At 48.7% G+C, this 20879-nt stretch carries 18 protein-coding genes (1 of these 18 running past the window's edge); 3 read left to right on the top strand and 15 right to left on the bottom strand.

Annotation, left to right across the window (positions count from 1 at the left end; genetic code table 11):
- Nucleotides 1–21, top strand: partial view of a sigma-54 interaction domain-containing protein gene (locus tag MJB10_RS04945; RefSeq protein ID WP_314802269.1) — the 3' portion only. The gene continues 1407 nt to the left of window position 1, outside the view; only the last 21 of its 1428 coding nucleotides appear in the window; its start codon lies off the left edge, out of view; the stop codon is at nucleotides 19–21.
- A 72-nt stretch (nucleotides 22–93) separates the two neighbouring features.
- The gene (gene kamA, locus MJB10_RS04940) at nucleotides 94–1467 is read left to right on the top strand and encodes a lysine 2,3-aminomutase (RefSeq protein WP_314805483.1); all 1374 of its coding nucleotides are present in this window, start codon (nucleotides 94–96) and stop codon (nucleotides 1465–1467) included.
- Between the two features lie 270 nt (nucleotides 1468–1737).
- Here the strand turns inward: kamA and MJB10_RS04935 are convergent, their stop codons facing one another.
- The 7 genes from MJB10_RS04935 to MJB10_RS04905 form a co-directional block, all read right to left on the bottom strand.
- A complete protein-coding gene (locus tag MJB10_RS04935; protein ID WP_397386571.1) occupies nucleotides 1738–3156 on the bottom strand; it encodes an aldehyde dehydrogenase family protein in 1419 nt (472 codons plus the stop codon).
- The gene (gene gabT / locus MJB10_RS04930; RefSeq protein WP_314802266.1) at nucleotides 3153–4511 is read right to left on the bottom strand and encodes a 4-aminobutyrate--2-oxoglutarate transaminase; all 1359 of its coding nucleotides are present in this window, start codon (nucleotides 4509–4511) and stop codon (nucleotides 3153–3155) included. Before gabT ends, MJB10_RS04935 begins: the two co-directional genes overlap by 4 nt.
- Nucleotides 4489–5775 (bottom strand): peptidase, encoded by a 1287-nt coding sequence (locus MJB10_RS04925; RefSeq protein ID WP_314805481.1) that lies wholly within the window; start codon nucleotides 5773–5775, stop codon nucleotides 4489–4491. The genes gabT and MJB10_RS04925 overlap by 23 nt, the downstream gene beginning before the upstream one ends.
- Nucleotides 5776–5836: 61 nt before the next feature.
- Complete coding sequence (locus tag MJB10_RS04920) at nucleotides 5837–6499, bottom strand: 3-oxoacid CoA-transferase subunit B (protein WP_314802264.1); 663 nt, start codon at nucleotides 6497–6499, stop codon at nucleotides 5837–5839.
- Entirely contained in the window at nucleotides 6466–7176 is a 711-nt protein-coding gene (locus MJB10_RS04915; protein WP_314802262.1) for a CoA transferase subunit A, read from the bottom strand. Before MJB10_RS04915 ends, MJB10_RS04920 begins: the two co-directional genes overlap by 34 nt.
- Nucleotides 7176–8528, bottom strand: a complete 1353-nt coding sequence (locus MJB10_RS04910; RefSeq protein ID WP_314802260.1) for an aspartate aminotransferase family protein — start codon at nucleotides 8526–8528, stop codon at nucleotides 7176–7178. Before MJB10_RS04910 ends, MJB10_RS04915 begins: the two co-directional genes overlap by 1 nt.
- Before the next feature lie 15 nt (nucleotides 8529–8543).
- On the bottom strand, nucleotides 8544–8807 hold the full coding sequence (locus MJB10_RS04905; protein ID WP_314802258.1) for a YokU family protein: 264 nt from the start codon (nucleotides 8805–8807) through the stop codon (nucleotides 8544–8546).
- A 118-nt stretch (nucleotides 8808–8925) separates the two neighbouring features.
- On the opposite strand from MJB10_RS04905, the gene ablB reads away from it, so the two are divergent.
- Nucleotides 8926–9813 carry a putative beta-lysine N-acetyltransferase gene (gene ablB, locus MJB10_RS04900; protein WP_314802256.1) on the top strand — a complete coding sequence of 296 codons (888 nt, stop codon included), beginning with the start codon at nucleotides 8926–8928 and terminating at the stop codon, nucleotides 9811–9813.
- A gap of 12 nt (nucleotides 9814–9825) precedes the next feature.
- Here ablB and rpoN read toward each other — a convergent pair whose 3' ends face one another.
- The 8 genes from rpoN to MJB10_RS04860 form a co-directional block, all read right to left on the bottom strand.
- Nucleotides 9826–11118 (bottom strand): RNA polymerase factor sigma-54, encoded by a 1293-nt coding sequence (rpoN, locus tag MJB10_RS04895; RefSeq protein ID WP_314802254.1) that lies wholly within the window; start codon nucleotides 11116–11118, stop codon nucleotides 9826–9828.
- A 94-nt stretch (nucleotides 11119–11212) separates the two neighbouring features.
- On the bottom strand, nucleotides 11213–12769 hold the full coding sequence (locus MJB10_RS04890; RefSeq protein WP_314802253.1) for an extracellular solute-binding protein: 1557 nt from the start codon (nucleotides 12767–12769) through the stop codon (nucleotides 11213–11215).
- A gap of 76 nt (nucleotides 12770–12845) precedes the next feature.
- Nucleotides 12846–13721 carry a carbohydrate ABC transporter permease gene (locus tag MJB10_RS04885; RefSeq protein WP_314802252.1) on the bottom strand — a complete coding sequence of 292 codons (876 nt, stop codon included), beginning with the start codon at nucleotides 13719–13721 and terminating at the stop codon, nucleotides 12846–12848.
- A gap of 12 nt (nucleotides 13722–13733) precedes the next feature.
- A complete protein-coding gene (locus MJB10_RS04880; protein WP_314802250.1) occupies nucleotides 13734–14702 on the bottom strand; it encodes an ABC transporter permease in 969 nt (322 codons plus the stop codon).
- A 127-nt stretch (nucleotides 14703–14829) separates the two neighbouring features.
- A complete protein-coding gene (locus tag MJB10_RS04875) occupies nucleotides 14830–16671 on the bottom strand; it encodes a cache domain-containing sensor histidine kinase (RefSeq protein ID WP_314802248.1) in 1842 nt (613 codons plus the stop codon).
- A gap of 17 nt (nucleotides 16672–16688) precedes the next feature.
- Nucleotides 16689–18305 (bottom strand): response regulator transcription factor, encoded by a 1617-nt coding sequence (locus MJB10_RS04870; protein WP_314802246.1) that lies wholly within the window; start codon nucleotides 18303–18305, stop codon nucleotides 16689–16691.
- Between the two features lie 107 nt (nucleotides 18306–18412).
- Entirely contained in the window at nucleotides 18413–19687 is a 1275-nt protein-coding gene (locus MJB10_RS04865; RefSeq protein ID WP_314802244.1) for an FAD-dependent oxidoreductase, read from the bottom strand.
- Between the two features lie 146 nt (nucleotides 19688–19833).
- Nucleotides 19834–20877, bottom strand: a complete 1044-nt coding sequence (locus MJB10_RS04860) for a LacI family DNA-binding transcriptional regulator (protein WP_314802242.1) — start codon at nucleotides 20875–20877, stop codon at nucleotides 19834–19836.
- Between the last annotated feature and the right edge of the window lie 2 nt (nucleotides 20878–20879).

Genomic DNA, 20879 nt, shown 5'->3' with positions numbered 1-20879 from the left:
GGCATTGTCAGAAAACCCTAGCATCCCCAGTCACTGTTGGCATGCTTCTTGCATCATCTAATTATGAGTAAACATCATGATGGAGGTGCTGTGATGGAACGACGTGACTGGAAGCAGATTGAGCTGTGGAAAGATGTAACGGATGAGCAATGGAATGATTGGCTATGGCAGTTAACACATACCATTCGTTCCTTAGATGATTTGAAAAAAGTCGTTCATTTAACACCCGAGGAAGAAGAAGGAGTTGGGATATCAACGCAAACGATTCCTTTAAATATTACGCCGTACTACGCATCTTTAATGAATCCCGATGATCCGCGCTGTCCGATACGTATGCAATCTGTTCCCATTTCAGCAGAGCTGCTAAAGACGAAGTATGATTTGGAGGACCCGCTTCATGAGGATGAGGACTCTCCCACACCTGGACTTACGCATCGGTATCCGGATCGTGTGCTCTTTTTGGTCACGAATCAATGTTCGATGTACTGCAGGTACTGTACGCGCCGTCGTTTCTCAGGTCAAGTGGGCATGGGCGTCCCGAAAAAGCAGCTGGATGACGCGATAGCTTATATCCGCAATACCCCAGAGGTCCGTGACGTCCTGCTGTCTGGTGGGGATGGGTTGTTGATTAACGATAATATTTTGGAGTATATTCTAAAAAATTTGCGGGCGATTCCCCATGTGGAGATCATTCGGATTGGGACGCGAGCGCCGGTTGTTTTTCCGCAACGGATTACGGAGCATCTCTGTTCGATTATTCGAAAGTATCATCCGATTTGGCTGAATACCCACTTTAATCATCCTTTGGAAATGACGAACGAAGCGCGGAAAGCTTGTGCCATGCTGGCCGATAGCGGGGTTCCGCTTGGAAACCAATCGGTTATTCTGGCAGGCATTAACGACTCCACGTATATTATGAAAAAGCTCATGCATGAGCTGGTCAAAATGCGCGTTCGCCCGTATTACATTTATCAATGCGATCTATCGGAGGGAATTGGCCACTTCCGTGCGCCTGTATCGAAGGGATTGGAGATTATTGAAGCTTTACGTGGGCATACCTCTGGATATGCGGTGCCGACTTTCGTCGTTGATGCACCTGGTGGCGGTGGAAAAATCGCTTTACAGCCAAATTATTTGCTATCCCAAAGCCAAGATAAGGTTATTCTTCGCAATTATGAAGGCGTCATTGTTGGGTATCCTGAGCCTAAAAACTATGTGCCAGGACGTGCGGATGCTTACTTCAATGAGATATATGGCGTTGAGAAGCAGCCTGTCAGCACAGGCATTATCGCCTTGATGAAAGATGAAAAATTCAACTTAGTGCCAGAAAATTTGCACCGACTGGGTCGCAGGAAGTCCTATGAGGCTTCGCCTGATCATGCTTCGTTGAAGGATCGCCGCTCTAAGCGGGATGAGATGAAGGATAAGTTGATGAAGGCGCAATCGAAGGATGGCGGTGAGGGGTAGGGGGTTGGTGCGTGGCGTGGATGCGTGGCGTGGATGCGTGGCGTGGATGCGTGGCGTGTTTAAGAGTGGTTGACCATTGGTCAACCACTCTTAAGTTTACACTTCATTCTCCATTTGTGCTCAAACTTAACTTTAGAAGCGGTTGACCACTCTTATCTTCGCTCAAACTAGCTAGTCTTACGATTTAGAAGTGGTTAACCACTTCTATTCGCGCGATCAAGGTACACATGGTGCGTGATGTGAGGGAATGTTGGACTCGTTTCGTTAACCTTATTTCTTGAAGACGACAAGTTTCAGCTCGGTTAGTTCCTCGATGGCGTATTTGACGCCTTCGCGGCCTGTGCCGCTGTCTTTGACGCCGCCGTACGGCATATGGTCAACGCGAAAGGTCGGAATATCATTGATCATGACACCGCCAACTTCTAGGGCTTCTGCGGCGGTAAGTGCGGTTCGAATATTTTCGGTGTAAATGCCCGCTTGCAGCCCGTATCTGGAGTTGTTGACGAGCTGTATGCCTTCTTCAATTGAGGCAATCGGGTTAATTAGAACTACAGGTGCGAACGCTTCCTGACAGGATACACGGGAAGCGGCTTGCACATGCAGCAGTACGGTAGGATGGACGAGATTTCCCTCACGTTGATTGCCTGTCGCCACCGTTGCACCGCTGTTCTGCGCCTCGGCAATCCAATCCATCGCCCGCTGCGCATCGCGGGAAGAAATGCACGCGGATAGATCCGTGACGGGATCCATGGGATTCCCTAAGCGCAAGCTCTCCGTCTTGGCGACGAATTTCTGGACAAAGTCATCAAAGATTTGCTCATGGACATATATGCGTTGAATCGAAATACAGACTTGGCCCGAGTAGGAAAAGGCACCAGTCACTGCTCTTGCAATCATCGCGTCCACATCAACACCCTGATCGACAATCAGTGCGGAATTGGAGCCTAGCTCCAGAATGACTTTCTTCAAGCCAGCTTTCGCGCGGATGGCGATGCCGACCTCGGGGCTGCCCGTAAAGGTGACGGCTTTAACTCGGCTATCCGTCACGAGGATATCGCCGATCACGCTGCCGCTGCCTGTGACCACGTTGAGTGCGCCCGCTGGCAATCCTGCCTGCTGCAGCAGCTGGGCCAGAAAGTAGGCGGACAGCGGGGTTTGGCTCGCCGGCTTCAAAACGATCGTATTGCCTGCGGCGAGGGCTGGCCCTACTTTATGTGCAACGAGGTTCATCGGGAAGTTGAACGGCGTGATAGCCGCCACGACGCCCAACGGTTGGCGGATCGTGTAAGCGATACGCCCTTCCCCGCCTGGAGCGGCATCCAGCGGAATCGTTTCGCCATGAATCCGCTTGGCTTCCTCAGCGGCAAACTTGTAGGTTGCGATCGTTCGCTCAACCTCCAGCTTCGCTGTTGCAATCGGCTTTGCTGCTTCAAGCGCGAGCAGCCGTGCGCAAGCATCTGCATTTTCGCGGATCAGCGAAGCAAGCCGCTCTAGAATTGCGGCCCGCCCATGAGCAGGCATCTGCGCCATGAGCGGCCTCGCCTGCTCAGCTGCGGCCAGCGCCTGCTGCACTTCATCTTCATTTGCATAAGCGATATCTGCAATATGTTCGCCGCTATAAGGCGAGTATAAGGGGCGATAGTCTTTCGCTTCGACCCATTGGCCCCCGATAAATAAATGCTTTTTCATGGTGTCCCCCATATTCGAAAAGCCTGCTCCAATACATCTAATCCTTCGGCAAGCTGTTCATCTGTAATGACAAGCGGGCAGAGTATGCGGATGACGTTCCCGTAAATGCCAGCACTCATCACGATTAAACCTCGTTTATGCGCTTCCTGCAAGATGCGGCTCGTCAATTCTTTGTCTGGATCCTTAGAGATCGGATCTTTCACGAGCTCGATCGCGCACATCGCGCCGATGCCGCGCAAGTCGCCAATGCAGGGCAACTCCTGCTGCAGCTGAGTAAATCGCTGGCCCACAGCAGTCCCAATGGCGATGGCGCGCTCTGGCAGCCGCTCCTCTTCCAGCATAGCAATCACCTCGAGCGCCGCCACACAGCCTAGCGGGCTGCCGCCATAGGTGCCGCCGATTTCTCCAATGCCAGGCGCATCCATAATGTCCGCGCGGCCTGTTACCGCGCTGATGGGAAGCCCAGCGGCAATCGACTTCGACATGGTCATCAAGTCGGGCACCACGCCATGATGGGTCATGGCGAATAGACTTCCCGTGCGGCCAAATCCGGTTTGCACCTCGTCGGCTATAAATATGATGCCATACTTCTCGCAAATCGTTTTAACCCCCTGAATAAAACGGGTTGACGCAATCACGAAGCCGCCTTCCCCTTGGACAGGCTCCATGATTACCGCTGCGACCTCGTCGCCTGGCACCTCGGAGAGAAAGAAATCTTCAAATTTGCGTAATATTTGATCATCCACTTCATCCTGCGTCATGCCATTCGGGGCGCGGTAGTAGTAGGGGTAGGGCATTTTGTACGTATCCGGCGCAAAAGGTCCAAAGCCGTTCTTATACGGCTTGACCTTACTCGTCAACGACATGGCCATAAACGTCCTGCCATGAAAGCCGCGCTCAAACGAAATGATGGCTCTGCGGCCCGTATATTTTCGGGCAATTTTCACCGCATTTTCCACCGCTTCCGCCCCACTGCTCAAGAAGAACGTCTTCTTCGGATAATCGCCTGGCGTTAATGCGTTTAGCTTTTCTGCCAAGGCAACGTACGGCTCATACATCATCACATGGAAACTCGGATGAAGATACAGCTCTAGTTGCGCTTTCAGCGCATCGACCACCCGAGGCGGACAGTGTCCGACGTTTAACGTGCCGATGGCACCGGCAAAATCGATAAAGACGTTACCGTCGACATCGGTAAGCAGTGCTCCCTCCCCTTTTGCCGCGAAGGTTGGCATGGTATTAAAAGGACCTCGCGGTACACTCGCCAACCGCCGCTCCAACAATTGCCGGGCCTGCGGGCCCGGCAATTCAGTCTGCATCTTAATCGATGCCTTACGATTCGGTTGTACTTCCATCGGGCATGCCACCTCCATCTATACCGCACCAACGTATGATCGTCAGGGCGATGATCTCCGCAGCTTGAAACACATCATCCAAACCAATATGCTCATTGGGATAGTGAGCTACCCCCGTAATGCCTGGGCCGAACACGATGCACGGCGTTTCTCCTAGCTGCGTTAACAAGCCGCCATCGGTCCCCCATGGTGAAGCTTCTATAAGAGGCGCTTCCCCTTTGACAGCTTCGTACTGCTCCTTAAGTACTTCCATGAAAGGGTGCGCGGGGTCCACACTCCCTGGCACCCATCTAGCGCCAAACCATGTCAGCTCCGGAGGATGCGCTGCAAACCACGGATCCTTCTCGGGCAACCTCGCCAGCCAACTCGCCATTTCCTGCTGAGCTTCCTCCAGCTTTTCCTCGGGAGCCACACCCATACGCCCCTCGAGCGTGACGGTATCAGGTACGGAAGACGGCCAGTTTCCCCCTTTAATCACACCCATATTTATCGGTATTGGAATCGGATTGCCCGTATACAACGGGTCGCAAATCTGAGTATTTCGCTGAGATTCAAGCGCGAGGATATGATGAATCACGATGATGCTTTTCTCAATAGCGCTAACGCCTTCGTACCTTGTCCCGCCATGGGCGGCGAGCCCCTTCACCTCAATCCGAAACCACATCGAGCCCTGCTGCTTCGGAAAAATACGCATATTCGTTGGCTCTGGGATGAGCGCTGCATCGGCTCGATACCCACGGACGATCGCAGCCAAGGTGCCCGCTCCGCCGCTTTCTTCTTCGATGACACTTTGGAAAATGACGTCGCCTTGCAAACAAATACCCAGACTTTGCACGGCTTCCATCGCGAGCAGGAGCGCTGCATTACCGCCTTTCATATCGGTCGAGCCGCGGCCATACAACTTCCCATCAAGGATTTCGCCGCTAAAAGGATCCGATTGCCACTGCGCACGATCGCCAGGGGGTACAACGTCAACATGGCCGTTCAGCAGCAGCGATCGTCCGCCCCCGCTTCCTTTCATAACAGCAACGAGGTTTGGGCTTCCTGTGAAACGGCTTCGCGGTGAACAAAAATACGGATGATGCTTCAGCTCCTCACCATCTGGCTCCCACATATCAACATCCAGACCCATGGCTTGCAATTTGCCCGAGACAAGAAGCTGAACATCCTGTTCATGCCCTTGCAGACTGGATGTTTTTACCATTTTTTGAAGGAGTGAAATACCCTCCTTCCGATTCTGCTCGAGCCAAGCATGAATACGCATTTGAAGATCCAACTCACGATGTGCCACGATGCTCAACTCCCTTCCAGTCAACGATTCCGAATTAAGGAATATAGATAAGGTCATCCGAGATGAGCAATGGCGCTTCGGTGTAATGAATGACGTCCTCCACGGTATACGGGCACATGACTTCTTTTAATAAAAGGCCCTGCTCCGTCACTTCCATGACCGCCATTTCCGTAATGATGAGGGAGACGCAAGCTTGTGCTGTTAAAGGCAATTCGCATACCTTGCGGATTTTCGATTCACCGAGCTTATTGACGTGGTTCATGAGCGCAATGACTTTCTTGGCTTTCTGCGCAAGCTCCATCGCCCCGCCAATCCCTGCTACTCGCTTGCCTGGCACGATCCAGTTCGCCAAATCCCCCCGCTCGCTCACCTCCAACGCGCCCAGAATGGAAATGTCGATGCGTCCTCTTCGGATCATCGCAAAAGCGATCGCACTGTCACAATAGGAGGCCCCCTCAACCGTCGTGACAGGATAGCCGCCAGCATTGCACAGAAAGGCATCTTCTTCGCCTTGTGCTGGAGCCCCACCCGCTCCCAGAATGCCATTTTCAGCGTGGAAAGTAACATAAACATCCGATGGCACATGATCCGCAACCAGCGTCGGAATCCCGATGCCCAAATTAACAGCCATCCCGTTTCGCAGTTCTTGAGCGGCTCGCTTCGCTATTCGATCACGGGTTTCTTCTCCCATACCCATTGCCACGTCACCCCTTTGCTCGGAATCACCATGTCAACGAAAATGCCAGGCGTTATGATACTTTCCTCGTCCAGCTCACCGAGCGGAACAATTTCATCAACCTCGGCAATCGTGAATTGCCCAGCCATCGCCACGAGCGGATTGAGATTTCTGCCGCTTTTATCGTAAACCAGATTGCCATAAGGGTCAGCCTTGCGGGCATGAACAATCGCCACTTCAGCCGTCAAGGCGGGCTCAACTAAGTACATTTTGCCTCCGATTCGAACCGCTTCCCGCCCCTGCTCCATCATCGTTCCAACTCCTACATCAACTAAAATGCCGCCAAGACCAACTCCGCCCGCACGAATTTTCTCGCAAAGTGTGCCTTGGGGAAAGAAGATGACTTCCATGGAGCCAGCCTCCATCATCTTTCCTGCATTAGGGTTGGAGCCAATATGGGAAGTGATTACTTTCTTCACCCGCCCTGCTGTAACCAATTGCCCAATACCGATATGAGGAAAACCCGTGTCATTGCCGATCAGGGTCAGATCCTTTACGCCTTTGGCCATTAAGCCCTCTACGAGTGTTGGCGGTGTACCGATGCCTCCAAAACCACCAAACATCAACGTACAGCCGTCGTGAATGACCTCAAGTGCATCCCCTAACGATTTCACCTTGCTAGGCGCCTGCGCTCCCATTAGATCATCTCCGTTTCCGAATCGGTGATTTCTACCATCACCTGCCGAATCGATTCTTCTAATAATTGAACGAGCAGGTCGATCTCGGCTTCTGTGATCACCAGTGGCGGCGCTACAAGGATAGCGTCACCTGCTCCGTCAATGGCTCCTGCGGCTGGATACATGAGTAGCCCTTTATGGAACGCCGCATCGATGATGCGTGTCGTGATCGCTGCTTCAGGCGGGAAAAGTTGTTTACTCACTCGGTCTTGGATGAACTCGATGGCTAGCAGCAACCCTTTCCCCCTGACATCGCCAATGATCGGAATGCCGACTGCCATCGTCTGCAGCTTTGCAATCAAGTAGCTGCCTCGGGTATGCGCAGCATGTACGAGATGGTGCCCCTCGATATAGCGAATCACCGCGAGCGCAACCGCCGCCGACTGCGGATTCGCGCTGAACGTATGCCCCGACATGACGCTTCGTGAGCCTTGCAAAATAGGCGCCATGACATGATCCTTCACCATGGTGGCTGCGATTGGCGTATAGCCAGCGCTCATCCCTTTCCCTAGCGCGATGAGATCAGGCTCGACACCATAGTGTTCCATCGCGAACATCTTGCCTGTGCGGCCGATCCCCGTCATGACTTCATCGGCGATGAACAAGATATTGTTCAGTTCACATATGGTTTTGATTTTCTTGTAGTAATCGTCTGGCGGGGTAATGGCACCGCCTGCGGCACCCACGATCGGCTCTGCAATAAAGGCAGCAATATGCTCAGCACCGATGCGCTGTATCGCTGCTGCCAGATCGTCTGCACAAGCGATTTGGCAGGTCGGATACGTTTTTTGCAGCGGACAACGATAGCAGTAAGGAGGCTCTACAACGGGGTAATCCGCCAATAGCGAAATAAACCTCCTCCGCCGAAGCGCATGGCCAGACATGGATAACGCCCCCATCGTGATGCCATGATAGCTCATGCGCCGGGAAATCACTTTATTTTTACTGGGGAGACCCCTTTCTTGCCAATGTTGGATCGCAATTTTCATCGCGGTTTCCGTTGCTTCCGACCCGCTGTTTACGAAAAATGACCAGTAATCCTGGCCTGGCGTTAGATCACTCAGCTTTTTCGCCAGCTCCTCTGCTGGTTCGCTCGTAAATTGGGAACGGTACACGAAGGAAACCTTGCCAGCCTGCTCCGCCATGGCATCGATAACCTCTTGCACGCCGTGTCCAATCCCAGCTGTGATTGCGCCTGATGAAGCGTCCAGATACGTTTTCCCCTGATCATCGTACAAAAAAACACCTTTGCCGCTGCGGATTATCGCATAGGGTTGACCTAACACTGGTTTGATCAAATGCTCCCGCTTCATAGGCCACCTCCGCTATTATTTCAAAAACCAATTCTTTAATCGCGGAGCTTTCAACAGCTCCTCATAAGTAAATGCAGGTCCCAATGCCGTCACATCGTTCCAATACAGCCGATCATCGATATTTTGTGATGTCGCCTCCGTGACGAATAAGCCACAGGACGGGCAGGCTATAGCGGGTACATCCTTAATTTGAACAGCCCTCTTTCCGTCAGGCATGATCCAGTAACAATCTTTCACACTTTCTTGCACATTAGGATTCTCACACCATGGACATGTCAAATGGATCACCTCCTCCTATTATGGTCGTAAAATAAATGCCAACTTTTGTGCTCGCCGAAATGATTCTCACTTGAAGATTTTCTGCATATATCGTTGGTAGGAAGAAGGGGGAATGTACATGTCTAATGAGCTGCGGGGATCTACGAACATGACCGAGAACGGCAGCAATTATTCCGTTAGCTTTTGCCTCGATTTCACGAATAAACGGCTGCGAGTCGAAGACTACCGCTACCAGGGTACGATGGACTGTCTATATGAACGGGTTACGCAGCTGGCCGCACACCATGGGTTGACCAAAGTGTTCTTTAAGGCACGAGAAGAAGATTGGCGGATTTTGTTAGCGAAAGGGTGCATGTTAGAGGGCATCTATAAAGGGTATTTCCGAGGCCAGGATGCCTTTTGCATGGCGGTATATTTTGATTTGGTGCGGAGAAACAGCGACTATTGGCTGGAGGAAGATCAATTAATGAGGCAAGTGTTGGCGCTCCCTCGCAAACCGGAGCGGCCTGAGGTGCCAGAAGGTCTCCTGCTGCGTATGGCGGGAAGTTCGGATGCCGAATCTTTATCCGAGCTGTATCGTCAGACGTTTCAAACGTATCCGACTCCGATGAACGATTCAGCTTATGTGGCGCACACCATGGAAGAAGGAACGATTTATTATTTGGTGGAAGTGATTGAGGCTAGTGAGCCGAAAAAGCACTTGATCAGCGCTGCCTCCGCGGAAATGAATGCGACGTATGCAAATGCAGAGATGACGGACTGTGCGACACTGCCCACGTATCGCAATCGCGGTTTGATGCGCCTGTTGCTGCATGCTTTGGAAGATGAGTTGCTTTCTAGAGGGATCACTTGCGCATACTCGCTGTCCAGAGCGCTATCGTTCGGGATGAATGCAGCCTTCTATCAGATGAATTATGACTACTATGGCCGGCTCACGAAAAACTGCGACATCTATGATAAGTTTGAGGATATGAATTTATGGGCCAAAGACTTAAGGCATCCTTAGTCCCTATTGTTACTATATGCGTTTCCTGAGTTGGGAAGAAGGAATTCGCAGCTCTTCTCGGTATTTGGCTACCGTTCTTCTTGAGATGGAAATGCCCGATTGTGCGAGCAGATCAGCTAGTTTCTGATCCGAATATGGCTGATCGTGCTTCTCTTTCCCGATCCATGTTTTAAGCAGTGCCTTCACCGCTGCCGACGAGGCTGCGTCTCCCTGTTCGGTTGATAAGCTTGAAGAGAAAAACGACTTCAGCTCACGGATGCCCCATGGCGTCTGGGCGTACTTTCCTGAGGTAGCACGGCTTACCGTTGATTCATGCAGGCCAAGCTGATCGGCGATGATCTTCAGGGTCATCGGCTTTTGACTGGCTGCTCCCTTCATGAAGAATTCATGTTGCTCCTCCGCCATGCATTGCGCGACACGCAAAATGGTTTGGCGGCGCTGCTCTAGGCTTCGCAGAAAAAAGCGGGCTGCATATAGTTTACTCTGCACAAATGTCGTCGCCTCTGCGCTGCCATTCCTCTCGCGTGCCATCCGCTCATACGTGGTATTCAAGGTTAATCGTGGCCAAGCCGCCTCATAGGTATAGGCCGCATAGCGATCGCCCTGTTTGACGAACACGACTTCAGGCAGGATATAAGGCACGGTTTCCGTATGGTAGCTGGCAGCTGGCCGTGGATTTAACCTTTTGATATCCATGACGGCTGCCTGCAGCTCTGACAAAGGAACCTGCAGCTTTACAGATACGGCTGTTAACCGATTACGGCTGATGTCTGGCAAATGGTGGCGGACGAGCTCCTCCATGAGGGAGCCGCCTTCGCTGGATGTGGTTCGCTGAATTTGCAACAGCAGGCATTCTTGTAAATTGCGTGCCCCAATGCCTGCGGGTTCGAGTCCTTGTAAAACACGAAGCGCCTCTTCGCAACCAGCTTGCGTGACACGCAAGTAATTGGCAGCGTCAGGCATGGATATAGTTAGGTAACCATTCGCGTCCAGATTGCCGATCAGAAAACTAAGGATGCGGCGAACGTCCACTGATAATTCGGGAGTAAAAAGAAGCTGCTCTTTCAAATGCCGCTCCAGCGTCATCTTGTTCGAAACCACGTTATAGTGGGGATTGAACTCTGCTTCTGCCGTTCTTCCATACCCCTTCTCGTATTCTAATAGGGGATTTCCCTCTACTTCTTGCTGAATGGCTTGCAGCATGTCAGGTGTAGAAAGCTGAAGAAGTGTAATCGCTTGACGCAATTGCGGTGATAATTGCAGCTTGGTTGATTGCTGCTGAAACAGGCGATACCCCTGACTCATTCGCATCATTCCTTTACATGGCTGCTATTATATGTATTCATTGAACACGACAAAAAGCCCGTAAAATTGGATCTTACGGGCTCTTCGTATATACCTATTTCTTAGCGGTCGCGTACCAATCATTCACTTCTTTATAACTCGCGTCTCCACCGGAAGATTTGAATTTGGCTTGGAATGCCTCGATACCAGTCATCGGTTCAGCACCGAAAATTAGCTTCGTTGTGAAGTCGTTAACCATTGTATTCAGCGGTTGGAAGTTCTTGGAGAATTCCGTCAAATACGGAGCATAACCTAACGGATCTGGTATTTTTGTATTTGCTGGTTGCAAGGTATTCATGAAGTTCCAAGCATCGAACAAACGCATATCTTTACGTACACGAGCTTGCCAGTAAGTCGGATAGATTTTATCATCCGTTCCCATTAAAAAGTTATTCGCTTGGTTACGCTCATCTGTAAAGATCGGTAGAATTGGCGTATAAGCACCATCTTTTAACGTGTAATGCTTGTTTTCTTCACCAATTGCCATTGTTCTGAACGTATCTTTCTCGAGCTTAGCGTTCATCCATTTGATTGCATCTTCAGGATGCTTGGAAGCCTTAGGAATATAAGTAATGCGATCAAAACCTTGGGTAGCGCTTAAACCAATTTTCCCATCTTTTCCTTTTAAGGTTGGAATATAGGTCGCTTTAGCTGTTGGAATGTTTTTAATCAATGCATCATTAATCGTAGGTACGTCTGCCCAGTGAATCATGATCATTCCTGCTTTACCACTGGAGAATTTCTCCTTCGCAGTAGCATCTTTATTGGCAGCAAACTCTTTATCGAGCAAGCCTTGTTTAAAGAGATCAGAAACGTAGGTTACGTAATCTTTATAAGCGGGGTCAAGCACACGCGGTGTTAACTTGCCATTCACATCATTCCAGAAATTCGCTAAGCCAAAAGCACCGGCAATATTAGGAATAATAGGCGCGTCTCCTTTAACGGTTAATGGAATGTTCTTGTCACCGTTTCCACCCGGATCTTTCTCCTTAAAGGCTTTCAGAACAGCAGTAAGCTCATCTAGCGTTGTAGGCGCTTTCATCCCGACTTTGTCAAGCCAATCTTGACGAATGTATAAGCTTTCACCTGCAAAAGAGAGTGATGTCGTTGGGATCGCATATAATTTGCCTTCGATTTTGGCAGCTTCCAATGCGGAAGGAGCAATGGCTGCTTTAATGTTCGGTCCATACTTATCAATCAGCGGTCCTAGATCTGTTAAAGCGCCTTTTTTAGCATAATCGGCATATAAAGCTTTGAAATCAGTAGATCCAGCTGTTGTAATCGCATCATAAGGTTCGCCAGAAGCAATCAAGATGTTCAACTTGTCTTGCGGCTTATCCTGTGGCAGCATATCGTACTGCACTTTATAACCTGTCGCTTGTTCCAAGTATTTCGCAACAGGATAGGTGTTATAATCATCCTTTTGCCAAATTTGAAGCGATTTCAATTCTGGTTTAGGTCCAGCTGCTGTAGCTGCAGCGGTCGCCGCCGCTTTACTAGCTGGAGTTGTTGTGCTGCTTCCTGTATTTGTTTTGGAAGAGCAAGCAACAAGGGACGTAAAAGATAGGCTTGCTGCAACGGCTACTAGCATGAATTTTTTGTTTTTTAACATGTGTAAACCTCCCTAATCTTATGTTTACTATATCATTAAACCCTTGACATTAACCATCAAGGGCATTAATGCAAATTCACCCTTTTACAGATCCGATAAGAACACCTTTGACAAAATGCTTTTGCAGATACGGGTATACGAGTAACATGGGGATGATCGACGCGATGACAGTTGCAGCACGAATACCTTCTGCGGACACATTCATCAAATCATCAGCACTTTTGTTCACGGCGCTTGAGCTGTCAGCATCCATTACGATATCACGCAAGTAGAGCTGCAATGGCTTGAGACCGGCGTCATTAATGTAAAGCATCGGATGAAAGTAGTCATTCCAAAAGTAGACCGCATAGAAAAGCGCGATCGTTGCAATGACAGGTACGCTTAACGGAAGAATGATACGAAACAGAATTGTAAAGTTACGAGCACCATCCATTTTAGCCGATTCTTCAAGCGCTTCAGGCAATGATTCATAGTAGCTTTTAATAACCAACATATTGAAAACACTAATGAGTGCGGGCAGCATGAGAGACCATAAGTTATTAATGAGATGCAATTTCTTCATCAGCAGGTAATTAGGAATAATTCCACCGTTAAACATCATTGTGAATATGAACATCACCATAATAATGGAAATGCCGGGAAGGTGCCTTTTGGATAACGGATAAGCGGATATGGCCGTTAATAAAATGGCAAGTAGTGTGCCTACAACGGTGATCAATAGTGAAATTCCAATCGAGTGAAGGAATTGGTTCGAAGACACAACATACTTCATCGTATCGAGTTGGAAGCCAACTGGGAAAATCCCCACTTTACCAGAGATTACGGCGGACTCTTCACTAATTGCTTTGGATAAAATATTCGCTAGTGGCAGCAACGTTGCTAAGCCGCATAGTAGGAGAACAAGATATATACCAATATCAAACGTCCAATCACCAAGTGTTTTCTTATGCATGCTTTTCCACCCCTACCATATACTTCGTTTGATCAACTTCTTGCTCAGTTCATTCCCAGCGATAATGAGGATGAACCCAACAAGGGAGTTGAACAACCCGACAGCTGTACTAAAACTATAATCCTGTTGACCAAGCCCTTGACGATAAACAAAGGTACCGATGACATCGCCGGATTGATAGACGACAGAGTTGTACATGGTCAATATTTGTTCTGTACCCGCTTCAAGCAAGTACCCCATCCGTAAAATTAAGATCAAAATGATCGTTGGCATGATGCCTGGTAACGTGATGTGAAACATTTGTCGGATCCGTCCAGCACCATCAATGGAAGCCGCTTCATACTGTTCTTGTTCAATACCAGCAATCGCTGCGATGAAAATAATGGCGTTCCAGCCCGATTCCTTCCAGCCTGCCGTGAATACGACCACACTTCGGAAAAACTGGTTGTCCAGAAAGAAGGAGATTGGCGTTCCTCCGAACCACTGAATTGCGTTGTTCACTAGACCACCTGATGGCGACAAAATATTAATAAATAATCCAGATATGATGACCCACGATAAGAAATGTGGTAGAAAGATAATGGTTTGAATGGTCTTTTTGAATAGCGCTTTCCGAACCTCATTTAAGAATAGCGCGATGACGATCGGTATCGGGAAAAGCAGTACGATCTTATATACGCTGATCAGTAAGGTGTTAATGAAAACCTGGTAAAACTCTTCCGAATGAATGAGCTTCTCGAATTGATCCAGCCCTACCCATTTGCTTCCCATAAAGCCATCGAAAATATTAAAGTCTTGAAAAGCGATGATAATCCCATACATCGGTGCATATTTGAATAACAACAGGAATAATAGGCCTGGAACTAATAAAAGGTATAAATCATAATTGGTAACGATCAGCTTCCATCTGCCACTACCTTTGGTTATGGGCTGGGCGTGAGCTGCTGTTTGTTGTTCAAGCTCTGTTAGGGTAACACTCATGAATGGCTCACCTCCGTGTTCTATAGGTTCATTATATCGATAGCTTTCTATCACTTGTAGATGGTAATATTTCTGTTTCTGGTGCATTCTTATGGTCTTTTATACAATCAAAAAAGCCGACCTCTTTCTATAGAGGCGGCTTATCTGACGGCTGTCTATATTTGATTCGAACCATGACTGTCGTTCCCTCACCAATGGAGGAGTGAATTTCAAGTCCGTAGGCGTCACCTGCGAACAGCTTGATCCTTTCGTTCACATTATATAAACCATACGAGCTCCCAGATCCGTCTGATTTCATCATAGGGCGCGGTTCTGTCAGCAAACTTTGCACGAGTTCCGAGTCCATGCCAATGCCATCATCTGTGACGGATAACACCAGAACATCCTCTTCTTTCCGAGCCTGAATCCAGATAGCGCCCGTCTTCCCCTTTGATTTCCTAATGCCATGGAGAAGCGCATTTTCCACAATCGGCTGCAAGGTCAGCTTCGGCATTTCAATCTCATTTAGACCTTCTGAGATGTCAAAATGCACTTCAAAGCTCTTCGGAAATCGCGTTTGTTGAATCTCTAAATAAACCTTAGCGAGATTAAGCTCATCGGTCACACTGACTAAATCTCTTCCCTTATTCAAACTAAGCCTAAAATATTTGGCCAAGCCATTAATCATGTGACTGATATCGGTTGCATTATGTCCAATCGCAATCCAATTAATCGTATCCAGCGTGTTGTACAAGAAGTGAGGATTAATCTGTGCTTGCAAGGCACGAAGCTGCGCTTCCCTCTCCTGCACCTTGGATTGGTACGTTTCTTCCATTAAATCATGAACCTTGTGAATGAGATGGTCTACACTATTTTCGAGCAGCTTAAAATCGCCATCCGACTGAAACGGCCGCTCGTCCAAGCTTTCTATACCGCCTCGTTTAATCGTTCGGATCACGGTTTGTATGCGTCTATTCATATTCCGTACGATGATTGCGAGGAGGATGAACACCAGCAGCAGGAACAAAATCGTCACGCTTGATATGGTCGCTATACCAGAAAATTGGTTGAGCGCTACAACGCGGGAACTAATCTCCGTTTGCGGCACTTCGGCAACGATTTTCCAACCCGTAGAACTAACCGTCGAATAAATCGCGAATTTCGGATTATTATCATCGATAAGTCGAACGATGCCTTCCTCGTTGTGAGCGATCACATCCAGTTGATCGTCTTCCCGTATTTTTTTGCCCAACAACGATTTATCTGGATGTGAAATGACCGTGCCATCATTCGCAAGCAAGTAAATGCTGCCCTCTTTGGTTAGCTTCATTTTGTTCAGAATATCGGTGATGGACTTCTCTGCCACGTCAATAAGCAGAACACCCGAAATTTGATCAAAGCTATTAATATCCCTTAGCATCCTAGCTCCTGAGAAAATATAAGTTGGATTTTCCTCACTGATATAGGACTCTAAATAAGCTCCGGTCCATACAATCGAGCCCTCTGCTTGCATGACCATGTCATACCATGGCCACTTTTTTAAACTATCCAGTGCAAAAAAGTTAACTCGCTCGCCAGTATACAGCCGCTCCCCATTCACAAAAATACGTACCCGAAATACGCTCATATTCGTTTGGGCATTTTCAACAAGAAGTCTCAGATCCTTCAGAGTATCCAATTGCTGATTAATCGTTGCTGTACGGCTTAAATATTCCACCAATTTAGGATTCATAAATAGCGTGTTTGACGTAGCTCGAACGGAGTTAAATTGGGAATCCAAGTTGATACTCGCTTGCTTCAGCGTCTGTAGCATCGTATTGGTCACTTCCTCTTCGAGGATGTGCGACGACTTCTGGGCATGTACATACAACAAAATCGATGCAGGGATTAAAATAAATAGGACGTAGGCAAACAACCAAATCTTTGCAGCCATGACGCCTTTGAAAAGCATTACCGCATAATTCCAGCCTCTTGCAAACAGCTGTTTCATCGCGTCTAGCACCACCCTTACATCATCTGCTCGCGGTATGCACTTGGCGTGAGACCGACGTACTTTTTAAACAACTTACTGAAATAACTCGGATCCGAATACCCAACCAAATCACAGATCTCATAAAACTTAATGCGGGGATCGCTGAGCAGTTCTTTCGCTTTCTCGATTCGGACCTTCGTTACATAATCGTTGATGGTTTCCCCAGTTTCCTGTTTATACAGCAAGCACATATAGGTGGATGATAAATAAACTTCTTTGGCAATATCGCTGATTTGCAAGTTATCTGCATAACGCTGTTCAATGAAGGACTGAATGCGTTCAATGACATTTTTCGGCTTCCCCTTTCGCTTCTCTTCAATCTTCTCACAAACTTCAAGGAAATGCGCTTCAACAATATGCCTTAAATCGGTAATGCTTTCCAGCTTGAAAATGCGCTCCCACAGGTCCTTCTCTTTATTTTCCATATCGGCTCCAACCATATTCAATTCTTGCAAAAGCCTGCTTGTAAGCAAAATTAATTGCAAACTAACGTTACGGCCGTAGGTGAAGCCTTGCTTGCGATGTTGGGATAGCGCTTCAAACACATTGTTTAAATGGATGCGCAGTGCCTCTTTGTCCGCTGCCTTCAAGACGGACAGGATGCGCTCGCCATCGGCCGAATCGAAACGATACAAGCTTTCCGTATCCTGCTGCAAATGATCCATCGAGATAATGTGATTCTTACCTAAAAACCATCGATGATCCGCAGCTTCCTGCGCTTGGCTATACGATTGGGGTAAAGATGATAACCCCGATATTCGCTCCCCAACACCAATCGTAACGCTGATTTTCAACCAGCGCTGCAGGCTGTCGCGAATGTCTTCAGCCACACGAAACAACTGTTCCTCTTGATTGTCGTCCTCGCCCATTCTCATGATCCCTACGAATTCACCGTTGCGATTCTCAAAGGCGTAGCCCTGCATATATTTCTGAATAATTTCTTGGACAATATTCAGGATGGAATAGGATAACAGCTGTTGATCTCTTTCGGATCGTGTAGCCACAACTTGGGCACTGTCATCGATTTTCACAACGATCGTCCAGTAGACCGCTTGGTCGGGCAAATCTAGACCCAAAAAGTCAAGGCGGTCCTTTATTTTAGCGGGGTGAGGAATGCCATCTCGAATTAGAGACATCAGAAATTTTTCGCGCAGCAACGGCATGCTCTGAGTCAGCTTCACCTGCATATCGACAATATAGGTGCGTTCTTGTTCGGCTTCCTTTAACTCATTGACAACCCGCTCCACGACAGCAGCCAACTCGATTCGATCAACAGGTTTAAATATATAGTCCACGGCATTGACCTTTAATGCAGACTTGAGATAATCTGCGTCATCATGCCCACTCACAAACACAATTTTCATCGTTGGAAACCGCTCTTTAATCGCATGGGAAAGACGAATGCCATCCATCTGAGGCATACGAACATCGGTGAGCACGATATCGGGTTTAATCCGTTCAATTAACTCCAAAGCTACGTCGCCATCATCGGCTTCACCAACAACCTCAATGCCATAATTTTCCCAATCAAAATAAGTGCTTAATCCATAGCGGACAGTTGGTTCATCGTCTACGATTACTAATCGATACATGCTGTTACCATCCCCCTTGTCCTTTGCTTATATCTAATTGTATACCATGTGAAAGAAAAAAACAGGCCGCATGGCAGCCTGTATGAGTGAAACATGCAATTGGAAGATCAATGAGCGGTCGCTTTTTTGTAAAAGATCACATTCTGGCTGCTCAGCGTGCGATGAAGCGCTTCAATAGAAATGTCCCTGACGGAGCAGGAGTCGTCCGTTGCGATGGATGCCGCGATGCCAGCCGCTTGCCCCAACGCAAAACATGTCGCCTGCACCCGCATGGAGGACATCGCCACATGAGTGGCGGAAATGGCTCTTCCCGCTACGAGCAGGTTATCAAGCTGCGCTGTGACCATGCATAGGTAAGGGATGTCATAGCCATCGACTTTCCGCTCATCACACGTTTTTTGGCCATCAGGACTATGGATGTCGATTTCGTAGTTCGTTTGTGCAACCACATCCGCAAAGCGTGTTCCTCTCACAACATCCTGCTCTGTTAACGTGTAGAGACCCTGAATCTGGTTCGTTTCCCGGACACCGACTTGATTCGCAACATGCGAGAGCGCATAGGTTTCAAATCCGTTTCGTTGTAAGTAGTTAACCACGGAGAACACCTGCTTGAGCGCCTCGGTTTCCGCATAGTTCACATCTTGGATGTTCGTCCCGTTTCCTTTGACCCGCGTCATATTCACAAGCAATGTGCCGTCATTGTTCTGCTCCCAATATAAGCGACGTCCTTGGGGTAAATCCGCAATTTCTTCATATCGATAACAACCTTCAGGTAGAAGGGGGATCACCGGTTTGCCTGTATTTTGCATCATAAACATGAGCGTCATGGGCTGGGTCATTCCGTCCTCTTCTCTTCCCGACGTGTAGGGGACCCCAGCATCTAGTGCAGCCCTTGCGTCTCCCGTACAGTCGATGAACTGTTTACCTTCGAATGCTTTCAATCCTTCACGTGTTGAAACGATAACGGCCTTCACACTACGATCTTCCTTTACGGTTCCGATAAACTCCGCATGGTAGATGACCTGAACCTGTTCCTTCTTCATCTTCTCATTTAAATAATGCCTCAGCACGAATGGCGAATATTGGGGGGCGATTGATTCGTCGTGATGCTTTGGCAGAGACTCAGTCATGACTTCCGCGATCAGCTCTCGGTAGATGCCTGTTACATTGCCGATCGGCATAAACACGCTAACATTTCCGAGTGTCCCCATGCCGCCTAATTGACCCGATTTTTCCAGCAAAATGACTTTTTTTCCGAGTCTTGCCGCGCTGATCGCAGCCGCAGTACCTGCTGGCCCGCCGCCAAGGACGACGACATCCGCCGAAGCATACGTGTCGATCTTTCTCTGAAATTGATAAGTTTGGGATTGTTGTGTGCTCATTGTCATCCTTCTCTCTTCAGTTAGTGAAACCCCGTACCTCTATCTTCCGATCCCTCAATAAGGATCATTATATCGAAGGGCCCACATGGGATGTAGATGGCAATATTTCTATTTCTGGTGCAATCTTAAGGTGTTAGTAAAACTTGCTATCCCCCATTCAGCGCAACTGTCGTGTGACCAACATAAAATTCACCTTGAATGCGAATATGCTCATAGGGCAGGGTCGGATTGGCAATCCGCCACAGCATACGATCTGCCGCGCGGTAGCCTGTTTGGGCGATAGACAGCACTGGACGTGTGAATAGTGGCAAGGTATCGGGCTGATCGTTAAGCAAACCGATGAGTGAAATATCCGCTGGAATTCGGAGCCCGAGTTCCGTGCAAACGTCATGAACAATGGCTACTTCACGATCAATACCGCATAGAATAGCGCTTGGTTGATGCTGCTGAATAAGATGCATGATCTCATCCCGCCACTGGTCGGTTGCATCATGTTTGCCAATACCATGTTCTGAGGGTGTCACTGTTAGACCAGATGCCTGCATGGCAAAGTTGAATGCTTGCCACCTCAGGATATAACCTCGCTGCAAATAGGGATCCCCAACGTACATGATGTTTGCATGTCCAAGAGAGCGAAGATAAGCAACGGACTGGCAAGTCGCCTCATATACGTCCCAGATTACACTATCGATTTTCACGCCAGATGGCGGAAAGTTCAGTAAAATACGGGGGATCGGCAGGTTGAACAGCGCTGTTTCCCAAGCCAGGGGTAAGATGCTAGGCGCTATGAAAATACCATCCGCATATGTAACTCCATGCTCCTCGAGCCATGCGGCCATTGTCTCTGGCTTCATGCGAAGCGGCAGCCTGAGGAGTTCGATGCGATGACCGAAGGAAAAGAAGCGATTCTGCAGTCCTTGCAGCAACAGCTGGTTAAAGGACACGGAATCGGCGGTCTGTACGAGCAGGAAGCGCAGCCGCTCATTCGGATATGGCGCAATGTGCTCTAGCCGCAGACTGCGGATTTGGTCCATCGTATAGTAGCCGAGCTTCTCGGCGGTTTGAACAATGAGTTGGCGGGTCGCTTCGGACATGCCCTGCTTGCCCTTCAGCGCTTTGTTCACGGTTTGGACGGTGAGGCCGAGCTCATGAGCGATTGTTTTAAGCGTAACTGTTTTGCGGGTCGGCATGG

Source organism: Paenibacillus sp. MBLB1832 (assembly GCF_032271945.1).
Taxonomy (GTDB): Bacteria; Bacillota; Bacilli; order Paenibacillales; family NBRC-103111; genus Paenibacillus_E; species Paenibacillus_E roseopurpureus.
This window is presented reverse-complemented; position numbering and strand designations above follow the sequence as displayed.

Excerpts from the sequence above, each read along its gene's own strand:
- kamA (WP_314805483.1), top strand. The coding sequence starts at position 94 with ATGGAACGACGTGACTGGAAGCAGATTGAGCTGTGGAAAGATGTAACG.
- MJB10_RS04935 (WP_397386571.1), bottom strand. The coding sequence starts at position 3,156 with ATGAAAAAGCATTTATTTATCGGGGGCCAATGGGTCGAAGCGAAAGAC.
- gabT (WP_314802266.1), bottom strand. The coding sequence starts at position 4,511 with ATGGAAGTACAACCGAATCGTAAGGCATCGATTAAGATGCAGACTGAA.
- MJB10_RS04925 (WP_314805481.1), bottom strand. The coding sequence starts at position 5,775 with ATGCGTATTCATGCTTGGCTCGAGCAGAATCGGAAGGAGGGTATTTCA.
- MJB10_RS04920 (WP_314802264.1), bottom strand. The coding sequence starts at position 6,499 with ATGGGTATGGGAGAAGAAACCCGTGATCGAATAGCGAAGCGAGCCGCT.
- MJB10_RS04915 (WP_314802262.1), bottom strand. The coding sequence starts at position 7,176 with ATGGGAGCGCAGGCGCCTAGCAAGGTGAAATCGTTAGGGGATGCACTT.
- MJB10_RS04910 (WP_314802260.1), bottom strand. The coding sequence starts at position 8,528 with ATGAAGCGGGAGCATTTGATCAAACCAGTGTTAGGTCAACCCTATGCG.
- ablB (WP_314802256.1), top strand. The coding sequence starts at position 8,926 with ATGTCTAATGAGCTGCGGGGATCTACGAACATGACCGAGAACGGCAGC.
- rpoN (WP_314802254.1), bottom strand. The coding sequence starts at position 11,118 with ATGAGTCAGGGGTATCGCCTGTTTCAGCAGCAATCAACCAAGCTGCAA.
- MJB10_RS04890 (WP_314802253.1), bottom strand. The coding sequence starts at position 12,769 with ATGTTAAAAAACAAAAAATTCATGCTAGTAGCCGTTGCAGCAAGCCTA.
- MJB10_RS04885 (WP_314802252.1), bottom strand. The coding sequence starts at position 13,721 with ATGCATAAGAAAACACTTGGTGATTGGACGTTTGATATTGGTATATAT.
- MJB10_RS04880 (WP_314802250.1), bottom strand. The coding sequence starts at position 14,702 with ATGAGTGTTACCCTAACAGAGCTTGAACAACAAACAGCAGCTCACGCC.
- MJB10_RS04875 (WP_314802248.1), bottom strand. The coding sequence starts at position 16,671 with ATGAAACAGCTGTTTGCAAGAGGCTGGAATTATGCGGTAATGCTTTTC.
- MJB10_RS04870 (WP_314802246.1), bottom strand. The coding sequence starts at position 18,305 with ATGTATCGATTAGTAATCGTAGACGATGAACCAACTGTCCGCTATGGA.
- MJB10_RS04865 (WP_314802244.1), bottom strand. The coding sequence starts at position 19,687 with ATGAGCACACAACAATCCCAAACTTATCAATTTCAGAGAAAGATCGAC.
- MJB10_RS04860 (WP_314802242.1), bottom strand. The coding sequence starts at position 20,877 with ATGCCGACCCGCAAAACAGTTACGCTTAAAACAATCGCTCATGAGCTC.